The sequence below is a fragment of the Halarchaeum grantii genome (genome assembly GCF_014647455.2).
Classification (GTDB): Archaea; Halobacteriota; Halobacteria; order Halobacteriales; family Halobacteriaceae; genus Halarchaeum; species Halarchaeum grantii.
On the sequence record NZ_BMPF01000002.1, the window covers coordinates 456364 to 471825 of the forward strand.

Sequence of the window (15462 nt, forward strand, 5' to 3'; positions counted from 1 at the left end):
GCGCTCCATTTTTCTCGTTGCGCTCGCGCTCGGAGCCGTGGCTATCCTCGCCACGGGGCCAGCGGCCGCCGCGAACGCGACGAACACGACGACGACGGCAAACGCGACGACTGCGACCGATGCCGGGCTCGTGGACCGCGTCGCGGACGCCCTCGAGAACCGCACCTCGACGACGGTCGCGCCCACAACTACGACGACCGCGACCGCGTCCACGACGACGAGCTCGTCGAACGCCTCGATGGCGGTGACGTCCGGGGACGGCTCGACGCTCGCGAACACCGAGTCCATCCAGATGACCGACGACGCGCGCATCGTCGGCTGGGAATTCTCACAGCACCACGTCAAGATCGCCATCGAAGCCGACTCCCTCACCCGCGTCACCATCACCGACGGCGGCGCCGGCCTCGAGGACGCCGGCTCCACCCGCATCCCGAAAACGACGCGCCGCATCTGGGGCGGCGAAACGACTATCGTCTCCATGCCCGTCGCCACCGCGTTCGGCGGTCACGTCGTCGGCGTCAGCATCGGCGACTCGGGCGTCCGCCTCTCCACCGAAATGGACGCCCAAGGCCGCGACCCGCTCCGGCACTTCGGCGGCCAGAGCGGCCTGTTCTCGGGGATTGGCATCGCCATCCTCACCTCGCTCGGCGGCGCATGGTACGTCCTCCGAAGCGAAGCGAGCGGGGTGGTTGAAGCGTGAGCAACCGCATCTCCTCGACGTTCGGCAGCTGGTCGGATCGCCTCACCTACATCATCGCGGAAGGCCAGCTCGTCGTGCTCGGCGTCCTCTTCATGGCCGGCGCCGCGCTCGTCCTCTACCAGCCCGACCTCCCGAGCATCCCGCCAATCGTCACCGGATGGATCGCCGCGCTCATGCTCTTCGGCCCGCCACTCCTCGCCTTCTGGATTACGTTCGTTCGACGCCTCCGGAAGGCCCGGATGGTGACGGTTCATCACATCAACGGCGTCACCGACACCCGCGAGAAGTACTACGTCGCCCCCGAGATTTGGGAGGAACGCACCGTCGACGGCCCAAGCCCATATCCGGTTAACGACGCGGGGGCGTTCGAGGTGCGCGAGTTCGAGTACTTGGAGGACGTCGACGATCTCCGCGTCCGGGGGTGCTACATGAGCCAACTCGCCGACTCGAAACTCGTCTCCGTGCAGGCGATGCTCGAGGACATCCACGGCGACATGATCGAAACATGGCTCGCCTACAACCGCCTGCGGCCGCGTATCTCGAAGATGGGCCTCCAGATTCAGGGCGACGTCATCAACAAAGAAGCCGAAGCCGACGAGCGTTCGCTGATGAATCCCGGCTCGTCGGTTAAGGACCGCTTCGACGCGGCGGAAGGCGACGCTCGGGAGAACGCAACGGACGGCATCGAGGACGTCACCGCGTTCGTCGCGGACTACTACGACGAGCAAGGCATCGACGCACAGGACGGCCTCCCACAGACCCAAGAGCAAGCACAAGAGGACTCATCATGAGCGACGAACAGGACAACTACACCACCGGCGGCTTTCGGGAGTACCAGGACGGCAACCAAGAGCGCGACCCCGACGAGGTGTTCCCACACACCGGGTTCGTGCGCGACGAGGACGTCGACCGCCAGCTCGCGATGCGCGCGGTCCACCACGACACCGACCGCTGGGACGCCGACTCACCCGCCAAAGACTACATGAGCGTCGGGAAGAACCGCGACATCCTCCGCGTCCACGGCGGCGAGACCGCACGGAACGCCCTCGACAACGGCGACACGGTCACGCTGAAACACTACCTCGGCGATCCCGCACAGGAAGCCGACCTCGCCGGTATCAAAGCCGTCACCCGCCTTCAGGAGATCGTCGCCGGGCCGGCGCCGGTCATCGTCCTCCTCGGTGACATGGGCAACGGCAAGACGGACTTCGCCGGCCTCCTCGGCCAACTCCGCGAGCGGTGGGTCGACGGCGATCTTCTCGTCGGATCGAATATGCGGACGCTCGGCCGGCTTGATCCGTGGGAGCGCGACGACGGCAGCCTCGAGGATGGATGGATACCGCACTACCCACTGCTCCGCGAGTGGGTCGAGCAGGACGGCGACCCCGTCGAGAACCACCAGCAGCCGAAGCTCTTCATCGGCGACGAGTTCAGCACGAACGCCTCGGGGACCGGTTCGGACGGCCATAAGGTCCGGCAGAAGATGGGGCCGCTCGTCTTCAAGATCCGCAAGTACGGCGGCGCACTCATCTACATCGGCCACGACGAGTCGTCAATTCACCCGCTGTTGTGGCGTGTCGGCACCATCATCAAGAAGACCTCGCAGAAGACCGCGAAGGTCGCCGACCGCATCAGCGGCGGCTCGCTGAAGGACGTCGACCCGCGCCCACTCGAGGGCATCCCGCCGACCGACTGGAAGTTCTCCACCGACGACCAAGCTGATTGGAGCTGGGAAGCACCGTCTGGCGAGAAGGACGACGACGTCCTCCCCGAGGGCGACGTGAAGAAGGTCGCCATGTGGACGATGGTCGAATGCCGGAAGATGGGACTCAGTCCGTACAAAACCCAAGACTACGTCCCGTACAGCGACGCTACCGTCCGAAACTGGCTTGAGGACTACGACGACGGCGGCGAGAAAGCCGAGTGGGTTCGGGAAGTGGAGGCCGTAACCGCATGACGGCGGCGACTTTCGAACCCTCCAAACCGAACCGACCCCCCTTTACTGTAGTTGGCCCATCGACCGGTGCGCGTCGCTCCACGGGAGCGACGCGACCGATGGGCACGACCGGTGAGACGGCGGCGGAGGTAGATATATATCGGCGCGCGACGCGCTCGCGTGGCGCGGGAGGCCGCTGATAGATGCCGAGCCATAGAGCGAACGCACACGGCACCGCCTGCGAATACGTCCTCGCCGAGAAGTACAACGTCGACCTCGATCGCGCCAACTGGCGCGACGGAGTTCGCGACGGGACGCCGTGGGAGTTCAAAGCGACCGCGCACCGGCACGCCGACGACACCCCCGGCAACTTCAAAATATACCGCGAGTACCACGAGCGACTGGTCGAGGAAGGCGGGCGGTACGGCTTCGCTGTCTACCGGATTCGAGGCACAGGGACGGAAGTCCTCAAGACGACGACGCGAGCGGCGTCGAGACTTCCGACCGTGCGCTGGCACGGCGGCGGTGAGCATCGAGGCACCGAGCAAGCGAAACTCGCCATCGAGGACGTCTTCTAACGATGGGCGCCATCCTCCCGCTCGCCAACGCGATCGGCGCTCGGCAGTAGTCTGCGGACCCGGTTTCGGCGCGAGTCCACGGGTCGCACGTCGCGAAAACACTTCGTCCGAATATGGCCACGAATCGCGAGCGAGTCGTGTTCATATCGCGCCGGTCGCCGACGTCGTCCGAACCAGTCTCGCCGAAGCTAAGAAGCGCGCCGGGGCGGGTCATACGTGCTCCGTTCTTCACCGGCATCTGCCCGGTCATCTCCCGCGGTTTCAGGGCTCGAGTAAATCCAGCCCACGACGACGTAGAGCACGAAGACCAGCGAAACCAGAATGACACCCGACACCGCAATAACAATCCCAGATTGGTACCTCAGCACCCAGGTCGCAACAAGTCCCCCAGCTGCACCACCCATGACGTCCCGAATCGCTGCGGTCATGTGATCCGTTACATCCATTCGACTGACCGGATAGATGAGCGGCATAGACTAAATCTTTCGCGCGCCGGGATCTCGCCGAGTAGCCTGCAGACCGGTTTCGGCGTGAGTCCACGGCCCCAGTCCAATGTTCGGATTACTCCCAGTAGTCAAATTCAACGTCTAAGCTCCCGATCTTTTTGCACCCCTGTTGATCGGGAATCGCGCTATTTTCGACGTCTTGGCTTAGATTAGAATTGCTCCTCCAAATGTCTATCTCGATCGACGCATGTGAATTTGTGGCTGAGACCGGGGCACGTATCGGAAAAGCACACTGGCTTGACCGGGTTCCTCCGAGTGTCTTATCCGGACCGACAATTAGATTCCGCCGCCATTCTGTGCCGTCTTCAATGACGACTCCCCGATTCTTTGCGATATGAACATGGTGATAAGCCCATTTTCGCGACCGGTGGGACTCACAAACAACTCGCTGCTCTGCTCCCGAAGTGTTCGTTAGAACGCAGCCGTGAGCGCTGATTGTTCGGGTTCTGACCCACGCTCCTCGCTGTCGGAATTCGTCACTGCAGGCCTTGGCCCTGTAAGACTCAATCCAGCTTTTTATCCTTTCAAGAAATCCCATATAGAGCCTTAGCGGCCGAATAAGCTACGCAAAAATTTACTCGTAGGCCGATTACGTGCATTCTGGCTCTGATTCAAGCACTCTCTCGCCTTCTCCAAAACACTCTCACTCTCTTGAGAAGAAAGATCGCGTTCTTCAGCCGTAATTCTGAATAGCTTCTCGGCGATGTTGAACTCATCAATAGACCCACTGATGATCATCGTTGCAGTAGGGGTATCGCGAGTCCACGCGAATTCAACCTCCGTCCCTTCTGGCTCAACTTGAAGAAACGTACAATGGTCAGGGAACTCCTCGGATTCCATGACTGAGGAAAGAGGGCCCTGAACAGTTTTATCCGGGCCTCCATCGGGAGGACTAAACATAGCCATCGTCTGCACATCATTACCAACCCCGGTTGTTCTCTTGAGATTGTGAATGAAGTCTGGGGGCATATGGGGAGTGAACCACTCTACTGAGAACTCCCCATCAAAGAAGTCAAGCATCATGACGAGCTGCTCGTCATGCCGTATCTCATACCTCTCCACTTCTCCCCCGTCTACATCTTCCGTGTCGAGGGGTTGAACCTTAGTGCTAATCGACATAGTGAATCCGTGACCGCCGACTACGTGACTTGTATATCGTCCATGGAGGGTGGGTGGTATGAGAGTCACTTATTATTCCATATAACCAGAAGGGGGAAATAACTGCCTTTCCCTCTCATTAGACCCCACCCCCGTGAGTTCCTTCTGCAGATCTTCGTTCTCAGTCTTGACGCCCGCGACATCAGTACGCTACAGCGTCATCGTCGCGATCTTCATGGCGATGGCCTTCATCCTCCCACTCGCCGACCACCTGCGCGCCCGACTCGCCGAGTAGCCTGCGAGACCGGTTTCGACGCGAGTCCGCCGGTTAGTCGTCGCGGTCGTCCTCAAGGAACACGACCCCGTCATCGTACACGACCTTCCCGACGTGGAACCCCGGGAACCGCTCGACTTCCTGGTGGTCCTCAATCGCGACGACACTCCCACCGTCAAAGTCGATTTCAACGCGCTGGAACTCCCGCCGTTGGCCGCTCGTGAGGATTACCGTAGGCATGAACGTAGTCGTATTCGATTCACAGCCACTCGACTTTATCGCGTTCGCGCTTCTGCGACTCGGGGCTATGCGTCCCCCGATAGTGCTCGAGGAACGTATCGAGGTCGTTCCACCCGCCCCAGTCACAGACGAGGAGCGCATCAACGTCGGCCGACCGGAGGTTCGTCGCCCACGTCCGCCGGAGGTCGTGGAAGGTGACTTCGCGCCATCCCGGCTCGCCGTGCTCCTCAGCGAGTGCGTGCGCCGCCCGCTCCACCCACCGCCGGAGCGTCCGCGTCGTCGTGATGTCGAGCAGGGAGACGCTGCTCTCGGCGTCGCGGTACTCGTCGACCGTTCGGATGGTCGTCGCGAGATCGCGCGGCACCGGCGTCTCCCGGTACTTATCGCCCTTCCCGTGCCACACACGGAGGACGGTGCCGGCGTCGGTGTCGACGACGTCCTCCGGCGCGACGTCGAGGACTTCGTGCGACCGGAGGCCGCATCGCGCGCCGAGTTCGAGCGCGATCCGCTGCTGTTGGTTGTCGGCGGCGTCGAGGAGGTCGTCAACCTCGCGCGTGCTCAGCCACACCTTCATGTCGTCGCGAGTGTCGTGTTCTCGAAGATTCATCGTGTCCGGGTTGTATGCTTGTAGGACGGAAACCGGGTAGTTGCTAGTTGATTCGACCCAGACCACAGGGCGATCCGGGGTGATTCTGTCCGACTCTCACCGTAGAATCGGACGCGCCCATCCCGCTCACTCGCCGCCACCTCGCCTCGACGCGGGTAGAGTCGGCTCGGCCACGACGAACAGTGGCGGGATCGGTCGCCGCCACCGCTCGGCGAGTTCAGCGCGATGCGCCTCGAGGCGCGCGACGGCGTCACTCGCCATCGACACCCACCTCACGACCAAGCGTTGTCTGCCCTCGGTAGTCCACGGTGAGGAAGACGTCGGGCTTCTGCGGCCGCTGGAACAGATGGACGGCCTCCCGCTCGAAGCCGTCGCGATGCGAGAGGCCGACGCTGTTCCAGCCCACCGAGAGCACACGGCCACCGGGGCGCGTGAGTCGCGCGAGCGCCTTCCGCGCCGTCCAGATGCCTCCCGACGGTCCACGGCCGACCGTCCGGCCGTCGTAGTGCTCGGCCGCTTGGTCGGCATCAAACGGCGGGTCGAACACCACGACGTCGAAGGACTCGGGTGGGAGATAGTCGTCGAGATCGCGGACGTCATGGTGCGTGTCCGCGTGACGGCGTTCGTCGAGGTCGTTCCGATGAACGCTCGGGTGCGAGAGACGCGTCCGACCGGCGCACGCGTTGAGAACGTCGCCGTCGAGATACGCCTCAACGACGTCGCGCACCTGCGGCGTCTCGAACGTCCACGGACCCAGCGAGATCGGCGTCCCATCTGAATGCCGGCCGCCGATGGTGTGGTACGCCGTCGGCACCGTCGTCCCGTGACGGAGCGCCGGATGCTGGGGCGAGGTACCGCTCATGACCACCGCCCCCGGAGGGCCGCGTAGTCCTCCTCGAGCTGGGCGGCGACGTCGCCCGCGCTGTACGGGGAGAGGTAGAGCCATTGGCGTATCCAGACGACCGCGACGACGTACCAGCACCACGGCGGGAGCGAGAGCGCCGGCGTCCACGACAAGGGGAGCGCGAACACGTTCAGCTTGAACGCGAGCACCAGCTTCGCGAACGTCAGCGTGCCGCCGGGCGCGATGAGCGCGACGAGGTACGCGAGCACGACTTCGCCGACCGTCGCCGTCGCGTAATCCACGAGCTTCCCGAGACTCACTACCACCACCCCGTGCGGACGCCCACCGCCAGCACCACCAGCAGTATCACGACCGGCGCGACGCCGAACACGGCCGCGATGGTGACGACCAGGGTCAGGGTAGCGCCCTGCACGCCGAGCCACCACCCACCCGCCGCCGCGACGACTATCAGCCACGTGGTCTTGGCGGCGTCCTCAAGGGGGCCGGTGGCGTGGTGGTGGTGGCGGTATCGCGCCGCGACATCGCGCGCGAACTCACGGAAGCTCACCGCGACCCCTCCGCGTCCGCAGAACGGTCGTCGTCCCACATCGCGTGCAGACGCTCTGCGGCGAACCCGAGCACGTAGACCACGATGGCGGCGACGAGCCCGGTGGCAACAGAGACACCGGGAGAGACAGGCACACCCAGCGACTCAGCCAGCGCACCGCCGCCCATCCAGAGGATCGCGATTACGCCAGCACCGGCCACCACGACCGTCACACCGGCAAAGAACCGGTCGACGTGCTTCGACGAGTCGCTCACTCGCCCGCCCTCCGTTCGGTGTCGACAGATCGGTCGGCTTCGAGTCGCCACGCGAGCTGGAAGCAGAGCGCCCCAAGGTCTTCGAGCTCCTCGGCGATCCGGTCCGCATCGCCGTCTTCGTGAGTCGCTTCGAGGTACGCCTGCGCGAGTTCGCCCTGCTCCTCCTGCATCGCGAGCAGCAGCGTCTCGACGTCTTGGAGCCCCCACCGGTCGACGTTCCGGCTTGCGGCCTCCCACCACTCGACGTGAGGGGCGCCACGCTCGACGTCGCTCACGAATCGCGCACCTCCTGAGCATCCTGCACGACGTGACGCGGATAATCTCGTTTTGCCTGCCACCGTGCTTTGCGCGGAGTGTCGGCCTCGATCTCGACGTGCGTCCGCGAGTTCGCGCCGGGATTGTCGAGAGTGACCCGATAGGTGGTCACGCCGACTCACCCCCGTCGGCGCGCACCGGCTCAGCATCCGCCAGTTCCTCCTGCATCCGCCGGAACTCCTCCCACTCCTCCTCGGAGAGCCCACCACCGCCACGCCCACCAGAGGCCTCGCCAGCGCCCTCACGCGACGCCGACTCACCCGCCGTCGGCGGATGCACGGCAACATCCACCGACTCATGCCGCGGCTTCACCGAAATATACCCCTGCTGCTTCAACGGCTTCGTCACCTGCACCCGAATCTGCTCCATATCCAACGACAACTGCTGCGCCAGCCGATTCTCCACCCACGACAACGTCGTGTTGTTCCCAATCCCGACATTCTGGAGGAGCCACGACTCAGCCACCTCCTGATCGTCACTCAGCCCCTCGAACTCCCGCGACTCCTCACGCGCCATCAACAACCGGAGCGCCTCACGAACCGTCTTCGACCCGTTCTCACGGCCCTCGTACCACTCCGCGAGTTCGCCGTCGAGCCGCGCCCGCGCATCCGTCACGCCACACCACCCCCGACGACCGTCCCCATGTCCGCGCGCTGCAGCACGCGCGCGTTTCCTATTTGCGCACACTGGTGCGCCCGCACACATGGTTGCATTAGCAGAGTTACCCCCACGGGTGTTTCCACACGGGTGCGATGCGCCGCCTTGGTGTCTGTCGCGCTCGAAATCGTCATTTGCAGTTGTGGAACAGCCTCGGAATCTGTGGAACAACACTTACAACACTTGCAACCGGGGGTTGCATGAGCGGTCATTGGCCCGTCCACCCCCCTTCGGTGGCGAGGTCGGCCGGGCGCTCGACGCGATCTACGGCGTCGGGGTCGTAGGTGGGCTCGAGACCGCCGTCCGCGCGGAGGCCGGAGTCGTGGTCTGCCTCGGCGAGCGCGGCGGTGTCGATGGCTTCGATGCGCTCGCCGTCAACCGACGTCGCGCCGATGAACTCGGCCTTACGAAGCACACAGAGGTGCGCGCACGGCACGCTGTCGTCGCTGTACTGGTAGCCGTCGCAGTCACAGTAGCCGACACGCGCCCCACGCTCGAGGCCGTAGACGACGGCGTGGGAGTCGGCGCCGTCTTGGAGCATCACGACGTAGTCGGTGGGACTGTGCCGTTCGATGAGCGCCCGGCGCGGGTCGGCGCGTGTCCAGCTCGCCGAGTCGGTGCTGACGACGCGCTCGAAGTCGAGGTACGTCACCGCTCGTCACCTCCGCACTCCGGGCAGGTGCGCCGTGGGAGGCCGCCCGGTGAGGTCGTTGTCTCGAGGCGCGTCCCGCAGGTCGGGCAGTAGTGGAGGGTGGCGCTCACGCCGACCACCCCGGTTTCCTTCGCGCAGATCGGCGGACGGCGTGGAGGTGGATGCCGAACGGGCATCCATTCTCGCGAGACGCGGCGCTCAGATGGGTGTGTTCGGGAGTGATTCGACCGGTAGCCGTCGTGGCGGAGACGGTTCTCCGCCCTTCGGAACTACCTGAAAACTGATATGGACTCGCTGGGATTTGAACCCAGGGCCTCTTCCTTGCGAAGGAAGCGATCTACCACTGATCTACGAGCCCTCGGACGCATTCGTTCGTAGTCGACGGTCGTTATTTGTACCTTGTGTTTCGGTGGTGGTGTGCGACGGCGAAACGCGCGGCTCTGCGGGTGAAAAACGAAAGGGAAGTCGAGGCGCGTTCGAGCGCGCCGGCAGCGTTAGTCTTCGAGGACGATCTCGATGCTGACGTCGTTCGGGACCTGGATGCGCATAAGCTGGCGGAGCGCGCGTTCGTCGGCGTCGATGTCGATGAGACGCTTGTGGACGCGCATCTCCCAGTGCTCCCACGTCGCAGTCCCCTCACCGTCGGGGGACTTGCGCGACGGGACCTCGAGGGTCTTGGTGGGGAGCGGGACCGGCCCACTCAGGCTGACGCCCGTCTTGTCCGCGATCTCGCGGACGTCGTCGCAGATGTCGTCGAGGTCAGAGGGGCTGACGCCCGCGAGCCGAACTCGTGCCTGCTGCATTCGTTAGGCCTCGTTGACGTCGAGGACCTTGCCGGCCGCGATGGTCTGACCCATGTCGCGGACTGCGAAGGAGCCGAGCTCCGGAATCTCGGAGGACGGCTCGATGCTGAGGGGCTTCTGCGGGCGGACGGTGACGACGGCAGCGTCGCCGGACTGGATGAAGTCCGGGTTCTCCTCGGCGACCTCGCCGGAGGACGGGTCCATCTTCTTGTCGATGGACTCGATCGTACACGCGACCTGCGCCGTGTGGGCGTGGAAGACCGGCGTGTACCCCGCCGTGATGACGGACGGGTGCTGCATCACGACGACCTGCGCCGTGAACGTCTCGGCGACGCTGGGCGGGTCGTCGGCGGGACCACAGACGTCACCGCGACGGATGTCGTCCTTACCGATGCCGCGAACGTTGAACCCGACGTTGTCACCGGGCTCGGCGCTCGGGACTTCCTCGTGGTGCATCTCGATGGTCTTGACCTCGCCACCGACGTCAGAGGGCTGGAAGCTGACGTTGTCGCCCGTGTTCATCGTCCCGGTCTCGATACGTCCGACGGGGACGGTACCGATGCCGGAGATGGTGTAGACGTCCTGGATCGGGAGGCGCAGCGGCGCGTCCGTCGGCGGCTGCGGCTCCGGCAGGCTGTTGAGGGCCTCGAGGAGGGTCTCGCCGTCGTACCACGGCGTGTTCTCCGAGTGCTCGGAGACGTTGTCGCCCTCGAAGGCGGACGTCGGGATGAAGGAGGCGTCGTCCGTGTTGAACTGGACCTGCTTGAAGAGGTCCGTGACGTCGGAGACGACCTGCTTGTAGGTGTCCTCGGAGTAGTCGACGACGTCCATCTTGTTGACGGCGACGATGAGCTCGTCGATGCCCAGCGTGCGGGCCAGGAAGACGTGCTCACGGGTCTGAGGCGCGACGCCGTCGTCGGCGGCGACGACGAGGACGGCGTTGTCGGCCTGGGACGCGCCCGTGATCATGTTCTTCACGAAGTCACGGTGGCCCGGACAGTCGACGATGGTGAAGTAGTACTCGTCGGTGTCGAACTCCTGGTGGGCGATGTCAATGGTGACGCCACGCTCGCGCTCCTCGGCGAGGTTGTCCATGACGTAGGCGAACTCGAAGCCGCCCTTGCCCTTCTCTTCGGCTTCCTCGCGGTGCTGCTCGATGACGTGCTCGGGCACACTCCCAGTCTCGAAGAGGAGCCGCCCGACCATCGTACTCTTTCCGTGGTCGACGTGGCCGATGACGGCCAGGTTCTGGTGCGGTTTGTCGCTCATGGTCAGGGGTCGCGCTGAACGCGCGCTCTGTGCAACGTATTCGCCAGTTACGTGTAAAACGGTTTCGAAAGGCGAGCGCCCCTGTCGCGCCGTGACGCGGCCGAATACTGGCACCTCGTACCGTGACAAGAAGTGGCTAGTCGGTCAGCGCTCGGGAAGACGCCCGACGTCAGCGAGCACGGCGGAGGCGGTCTCCGGGCCGCCGGCACCGCGCCCGCTGATGTTCAGTCGGCCCGCGTTCGTCGTCTCCAGCTGGACGATGTTCTGTGTCCCGGACACCGCGAGCGTGTCGTTCGCCGTCACGAGTCGCGGCCCGACTCGGACGTCGCCGTCCTCGGTGACCTCGCCGATGAGCCGGACCGTCCGGCCGTCCTCGGCCGCGAGGTCGAGCGCGCTCGTCGGGATCTCGGTGATGCCCTCCACGTCCACGTCCGCGAGGGAGTAGCCACCGTCGTGGAGGACGTTCGCGAGGATCGCGCACTTGAGCGCCGCGTCCGTCCCCTCGACGTCGAAGGACGGGTCGGCTTCCGCGACCCCGAGGTCCTGGGCCTCCGCGAGCACGTGCTCGTAGCCGAGGCCCTCGGCGGCCATCCGCGAGAGCACGAAGTTCGCCGTCCCGTTCAGCACGCCGCGCGCGGCCGTGACGTGGGAGGGCCCCATCCCTTCGATGGTCGCGATGACGGGGATGGCGCCGCCGACCGTCGCCTCGAAACGCACCTCGCCATCGCTCGCCGACGCGAGCGCCATCAGGTCGTCGTAGCGTTCGGCGACCGGGCCCTTGTTCGCGAGCACGACGTGTCGGTCGCGTTCGAGCGCGAGCTCGACGTGCTCGAAGCCGGGGTGGGCGTCCCCGAGCGTCGTCGGCGTCGCCTCCACGAGGCAGTCGTACGCCGCGCCGAGCGCCGCGCTCGGCTCGTCCTCGCCGACCGACCCGACGCGCTCCTTGTGTTCGAGCGCCGCCGCGACGTCGACACCGTCGGCGTCCACGACCGCCCCCGTCGAATCCGCGAACGCGGTCACGTCGTGGCCGTACTCGCCGGCGAGTTCGACGACGCTCCGACCGACCGCGCCCGCGCCGACGACGGCGAGCCTCATGCCTCACCCCCCGCGAGCGGCTCGACGACCTGTAGCTGTTTGTCCGCCGCGACGTCCCGGACGCACGCGAGCGTGTCGTCGACCGACCCCTCGCTGGTCGCGAGGCGCATCCGCGCGCTCGAGACGGTGTCGATTCCTTCCTCGTCGGTCAGCGAGAAGTCCACGACCGACGCAGAGGCGCACGCCTCGATGCGCGAGAGCGTATCGGAGAGGTCCGTCTCGACGAGGTGGCCGACGAGCAGCACCGACACCTCCTCGCCGTAGCGTTCGGTGCCGGCCTGCGTGATGTTCACCCCCGCGTCGCGGAGCGCGTCGACGATCCCCTCGAACTGACGTGGCGTCGACTCGAAATCGACCTCGACGGGGATGTGCCCGCGCGGCGTCAGCGACCCGCGCTCGTGGAAGACGCTCAGGAGGTTCCCCCCGTTGTCCGCGATGGGGCGCAGCGCGTTCAGCAGCTCACCGGGTTCGTCGACGAGTTCGAGGCGCACGGTGTGTGCCTGTCGGCGCTCCTCGCCACCGTCGGCTGCGGCCGCCTCGGCCGCGTCGGTCTCGGTCTCGCTCACCGACGACACCCCCGGACGCTCCCGCCGACTGTCGTGGACGCGACACGGGTCGGTGGTTGCGCGTCGCTCCAGTTCGCAGCGGGCGTGTCCGCGTACATATCGCGTCAGAACGGCCTGACGGCGTTATAATCCTTCGGGATCCACCGACTCGATGACCGAACGCGGACGGCGAAGCTGGACGTCGGGGCCGACCGCCGCGTCGCTCGCGGCGTGAGAGAACGAGAACGGGAGGAGGCCTTAGAAGTAGTCGATGGCCTCGGGCAGCTCGGCCTTCATGCCCTTTCGCTCGCGAATCTCGCCGATGATCTCGCGCTGCATGTTGTCGGAGAGGACGCGGAACCCGGCGTTCTCCGTGTTCCACGACGCGCGGCCCTCGGTCGCGGAGCGGATGTCGCTGGAGAAGCCGATCATCTCGTCGACGGGCGCGATGCCCTCGACGACCATGAGGTCACCCTCCTGGTACATGTCGTCGACGCGGCCACGGCGGCCCTGAATCTCGCCGCTCGCCGCGCCCATGTGCTCGGTCGGGACGTCGATGCGGACGTCCTGAATCGGCTCGAGCAGCTTGATCTCGGCGTCGATGAGCGCGTTGTGAACGGCCTGCCGGACTGCGGGAATGACCTGCGCGGGACCACGGTGGATGGCGTCCTCGTGGAGACGGGCGTCGTGCAGGCGGATGAGCGCGCCCTGCACGGGCTCGGCGGCGAGCGGACCGTCGTCGAGGGCCTCCTCGAGCCCCTCGATGACGAGTTCCATCGTCTCGTTGAGGTGCTGGATACCCTTCGTGTCGTCGATGAAGATGTTCGTGTTGTGGATCTCCTCGACTTCCTGGGAGGTGTCCTTGTCCATGCCGGCCTCCTGCAGGACCTCGCGGCGCTCCTGCTCGGGCATGTCCATGGAGACCTCGCCGAGTTTGATCTGCTCGACGATCTCGTCGCTGAGCGGCTCGACCGTGATGTAGAAGCGGTTGTGCCGGTTCGGCGAGCGCCCCTCGACCTCGCGGGACTCCTGCGTCGGAGCCTCGCGGTAGACAACGATTGGCTCACCGGTATTGACCGGGATCCCCTGGTTGCGCTCGATGCGCTGGGTGATGACTTCGAGGTGGAGCTCGCCCTGCCCGCTGATGAGGTGCTCGCCGGTGTCCTCGTTGATCTCGATGCGGATGGTGGGGTCCTCCTTCGCGACCTGCTGGAGCGTCTCGATGAGCTTCGGCAGGTCGTCCATGTTCTTCGCCTCGACGGACTTCGTGATGACCGGTTCGCTGATGTGCTCGATGGACTCGAACGGCGTCATCTCCGCCGAGGAGACGGTGGAGCCGGCGATGGCGTCCTTGAGGCCGGTGACGGCGGCGATGTTGCCGGCGGGGACGTGCTCGACCTCCTCGCGCTCGCCACCCATGTAGATGCCGACGGACTGGACGCGGTTCGTTCCGGCGGTGCCGGAGACGTGGAGGTCCTGGCCCTTCTCGATCGTGCCGGAGAAGACGCGGCCCGCGGCGATCTCGCCGGCGTGCGGGTCGACGCCGATGTCGGTCACCATCAGGACGACGTCGCCGTCCGGGTCGACCTCGCGCATCTGCGTGGCGATCTCGGACTCGTCGTCGCCGCGCCAGATGCGCGGGATACGGCGAGGCTGGGCCTCGATTGGGTCCGGGAAGTGCTCACACACCATGTCGAGCACGACGTCCGAGAGCGGCGTGCGCTCGTGGAGCTCCTGGCGGTTGTCGTTGCGCTCGAGGTCCATGATGTCGCCGAAGTCCATGCCGGTGCGCTGCATCGACGGCATGGAGACGCCCCACTTGTAGAGCGCGGACCCGAAGCCGACGGTCCCGTCCTCGACCGAGACGGTCCAGTCGTCGATGTCGTCCATCTCGTCGGTCATCCCGCGGATGAGCTCGTTGACCTCGTTGATGACGCCGAGGAGGCGCTTCTGCATCTCCTCGGGGCCCTCTTGGAGCTCGCTGATGAGGCGGTCGACCTTGTTGATGAACAGCGCCGGCTTGACGCCCTCGCGGAGCGCCTGCCGAACGACGGTCTCCGTCTGGGGCATCGCGCCCTCGACGGCGTCGACGACGACGAGCGCGCCGTCGACGGCGCGCATCGCGCGCGTCACGTCGCCACCGAAGTCGACGTGGCCCGGCGTGTCGATGAGGTTGACGAGGTGGTCCTGGTCCTCGTACTCGTGGGTCATGGAGACGTTCGCGGCGTCGATAGTGATGCCGCGCTCCTGCTCGTCTTCCTCGGTGTCCATCGCGAGCTGCTCGCCCGCCGTCTCGTCGGAGATCATGCCCGCACCGGCGAGGAGGTTGTCGGTGAGGGTCGTCTTCCCGTGGTCGACGTGGGCGGCGATGGCGATGTTACGGATGTGTTCCGGCTGGTCCATCAGCCGCTCACACTGTTGGACGATCTTCTTGCGTCGGCCCATTATGCACGTGTGTACCGCCAGCGGGTTGAAAAGGGTAGTGTTTCCGTCTGCACGCGAGACACGCCGTCACACGGCC

Annotated in this window: 21 protein-coding genes and 1 tRNA gene; 4 read left to right on the top strand and 18 right to left on the bottom strand. The window is 65.4% G+C overall.

Annotated elements, in window-relative coordinates; genetic code table 11:
• Positions 1-37: 37 nt before the first annotated feature.
• From IEY12_RS08575 to IEY12_RS08590, 4 genes are all read left to right on the top strand, one after another.
• Positions 38-700, top strand: a complete 663-nt coding sequence (locus IEY12_RS08575) for a DUF8063 family protein (RefSeq protein ID WP_188882634.1) — start codon at positions 38-40, stop codon at positions 698-700.
• Positions 697-1491, top strand: a complete 795-nt coding sequence (locus tag IEY12_RS08580) for a hypothetical protein (protein ID WP_188882636.1) — start codon at positions 697-699, stop codon at positions 1489-1491. The genes IEY12_RS08575 and IEY12_RS08580 overlap by 4 nt, the downstream gene beginning before the upstream one ends.
• Positions 1488-2657 carry a hypothetical protein gene (locus tag IEY12_RS08585; RefSeq protein ID WP_188882638.1) on the top strand — a complete coding sequence of 390 codons (1170 nt, stop codon included), beginning with the start codon at positions 1488-1490 and terminating at the stop codon, positions 2655-2657. Before IEY12_RS08580 ends, IEY12_RS08585 begins: the two co-directional genes overlap by 4 nt.
• A gap of 182 nt (positions 2658-2839) precedes the next feature.
• Positions 2840-3214 carry a PD-(D/E)XK family putative nuclease gene (locus IEY12_RS08590; RefSeq protein ID WP_188882640.1) on the top strand — a complete coding sequence of 125 codons (375 nt, stop codon included), beginning with the start codon at positions 2840-2842 and terminating at the stop codon, positions 3212-3214.
• Between the two features lie 188 nt (positions 3215-3402).
• Here IEY12_RS08590 and IEY12_RS08595 read toward each other — a convergent pair whose 3' ends face one another.
• From IEY12_RS08595 to IEY12_RS08680, 18 genes are all read right to left on the bottom strand, one after another.
• Complete coding sequence (locus IEY12_RS08595; protein WP_193718048.1) at positions 3403-3660, bottom strand: hypothetical protein; 258 nt, start codon at positions 3658-3660, stop codon at positions 3403-3405.
• Positions 3661-4266: 606 nt separating this feature from the next.
• Positions 4267-4908, bottom strand: coding sequence for a hypothetical protein (locus IEY12_RS08600; protein WP_188882644.1), 642 nt, complete (start codon positions 4906-4908; stop codon positions 4267-4269).
• Positions 4909-5146: 238 nt separating this feature from the next.
• Positions 5147-5332 (bottom strand): hypothetical protein, encoded by a 186-nt coding sequence (locus tag IEY12_RS08605; RefSeq protein ID WP_188882650.1) that lies wholly within the window; start codon positions 5330-5332, stop codon positions 5147-5149.
• 19 nt (positions 5333-5351) lie between these two features.
• Positions 5352-5939 carry a tyrosine-type recombinase/integrase gene (locus IEY12_RS08610; RefSeq protein ID WP_123074295.1) on the bottom strand — a complete coding sequence of 196 codons (588 nt, stop codon included), beginning with the start codon at positions 5937-5939 and terminating at the stop codon, positions 5352-5354.
• Positions 5940-6189: 250 nt separating this feature from the next.
• Positions 6190-6801 carry a class I SAM-dependent methyltransferase gene (locus IEY12_RS08615; protein ID WP_188882652.1) on the bottom strand — a complete coding sequence of 204 codons (612 nt, stop codon included), beginning with the start codon at positions 6799-6801 and terminating at the stop codon, positions 6190-6192.
• Positions 6798-7103, bottom strand: coding sequence for a hypothetical protein (locus tag IEY12_RS08620; protein ID WP_188882654.1), 306 nt, complete (start codon positions 7101-7103; stop codon positions 6798-6800). The genes IEY12_RS08615 and IEY12_RS08620 overlap by 4 nt, the downstream gene beginning before the upstream one ends.
• Entirely contained in the window at positions 7103-7351 is a 249-nt protein-coding gene (locus IEY12_RS08625; RefSeq protein ID WP_188882658.1) for a hypothetical protein, read from the bottom strand. Before IEY12_RS08625 ends, IEY12_RS08620 begins: the two co-directional genes overlap by 1 nt.
• Entirely contained in the window at positions 7348-7605 is a 258-nt protein-coding gene (locus IEY12_RS08630; RefSeq protein ID WP_188882660.1) for a hypothetical protein, read from the bottom strand. Before IEY12_RS08630 ends, IEY12_RS08625 begins: the two co-directional genes overlap by 4 nt.
• Complete coding sequence (locus IEY12_RS08635) at positions 7602-7880, bottom strand: hypothetical protein (protein WP_188882662.1); 279 nt, start codon at positions 7878-7880, stop codon at positions 7602-7604. Before IEY12_RS08635 ends, IEY12_RS08630 begins: the two co-directional genes overlap by 4 nt.
• Positions 7881-8028: 148 nt before the next feature.
• On the bottom strand, positions 8029-8535 hold the full coding sequence (locus tag IEY12_RS08640) for a hypothetical protein (RefSeq protein ID WP_188882664.1): 507 nt from the start codon (positions 8533-8535) through the stop codon (positions 8029-8031).
• Positions 8536-8785: 250 nt separating this feature from the next.
• Positions 8786-9229, bottom strand: coding sequence for a hypothetical protein (locus IEY12_RS08645; protein WP_188882671.1), 444 nt, complete (start codon positions 9227-9229; stop codon positions 8786-8788).
• Positions 9226-9339, bottom strand: a complete 114-nt coding sequence (locus IEY12_RS08650; RefSeq protein ID WP_188882673.1) for a zf-TFIIB domain-containing protein — start codon at positions 9337-9339, stop codon at positions 9226-9228. Before IEY12_RS08650 ends, IEY12_RS08645 begins: the two co-directional genes overlap by 4 nt.
• A 176-nt stretch (positions 9340-9515) precedes the next feature.
• Positions 9516-9587 (bottom strand) — tRNA-Ala (locus tag IEY12_RS08655).
• A gap of 136 nt (positions 9588-9723) precedes the next feature.
• Positions 9724-10032, bottom strand: a complete 309-nt coding sequence (rpsJ, locus tag IEY12_RS08660) for a 30S ribosomal protein S10 (RefSeq protein WP_188876500.1) — start codon at positions 10030-10032, stop codon at positions 9724-9726.
• A gap of 3 nt (positions 10033-10035) precedes the next feature.
• On the bottom strand, positions 10036-11301 hold the full coding sequence (gene tuf / locus IEY12_RS08665; RefSeq protein WP_188882678.1) for a translation elongation factor EF-1 subunit alpha: 1266 nt from the start codon (positions 11299-11301) through the stop codon (positions 10036-10038).
• Between the two features lie 144 nt (positions 11302-11445).
• Positions 11446-12396 (bottom strand): homoserine dehydrogenase, encoded by a 951-nt coding sequence (locus tag IEY12_RS08670; protein ID WP_188882680.1) that lies wholly within the window; start codon positions 12394-12396, stop codon positions 11446-11448.
• Positions 12393-12962: an amino acid-binding protein gene (locus IEY12_RS08675; RefSeq protein ID WP_425433167.1), complete on the bottom strand. Its 570-nt coding sequence runs from the start codon at positions 12960-12962 to the stop codon at positions 12393-12395. The genes IEY12_RS08670 and IEY12_RS08675 overlap by 4 nt, the downstream gene beginning before the upstream one ends.
• Before the next feature lie 237 nt (positions 12963-13199).
• The gene (locus IEY12_RS08680; RefSeq protein ID WP_188882686.1) at positions 13200-15386 is read right to left on the bottom strand and encodes an elongation factor EF-2; all 2187 of its coding nucleotides are present in this window, start codon (positions 15384-15386) and stop codon (positions 13200-13202) included.
• Between the last annotated feature and the right edge of the window lie 76 nt (positions 15387-15462).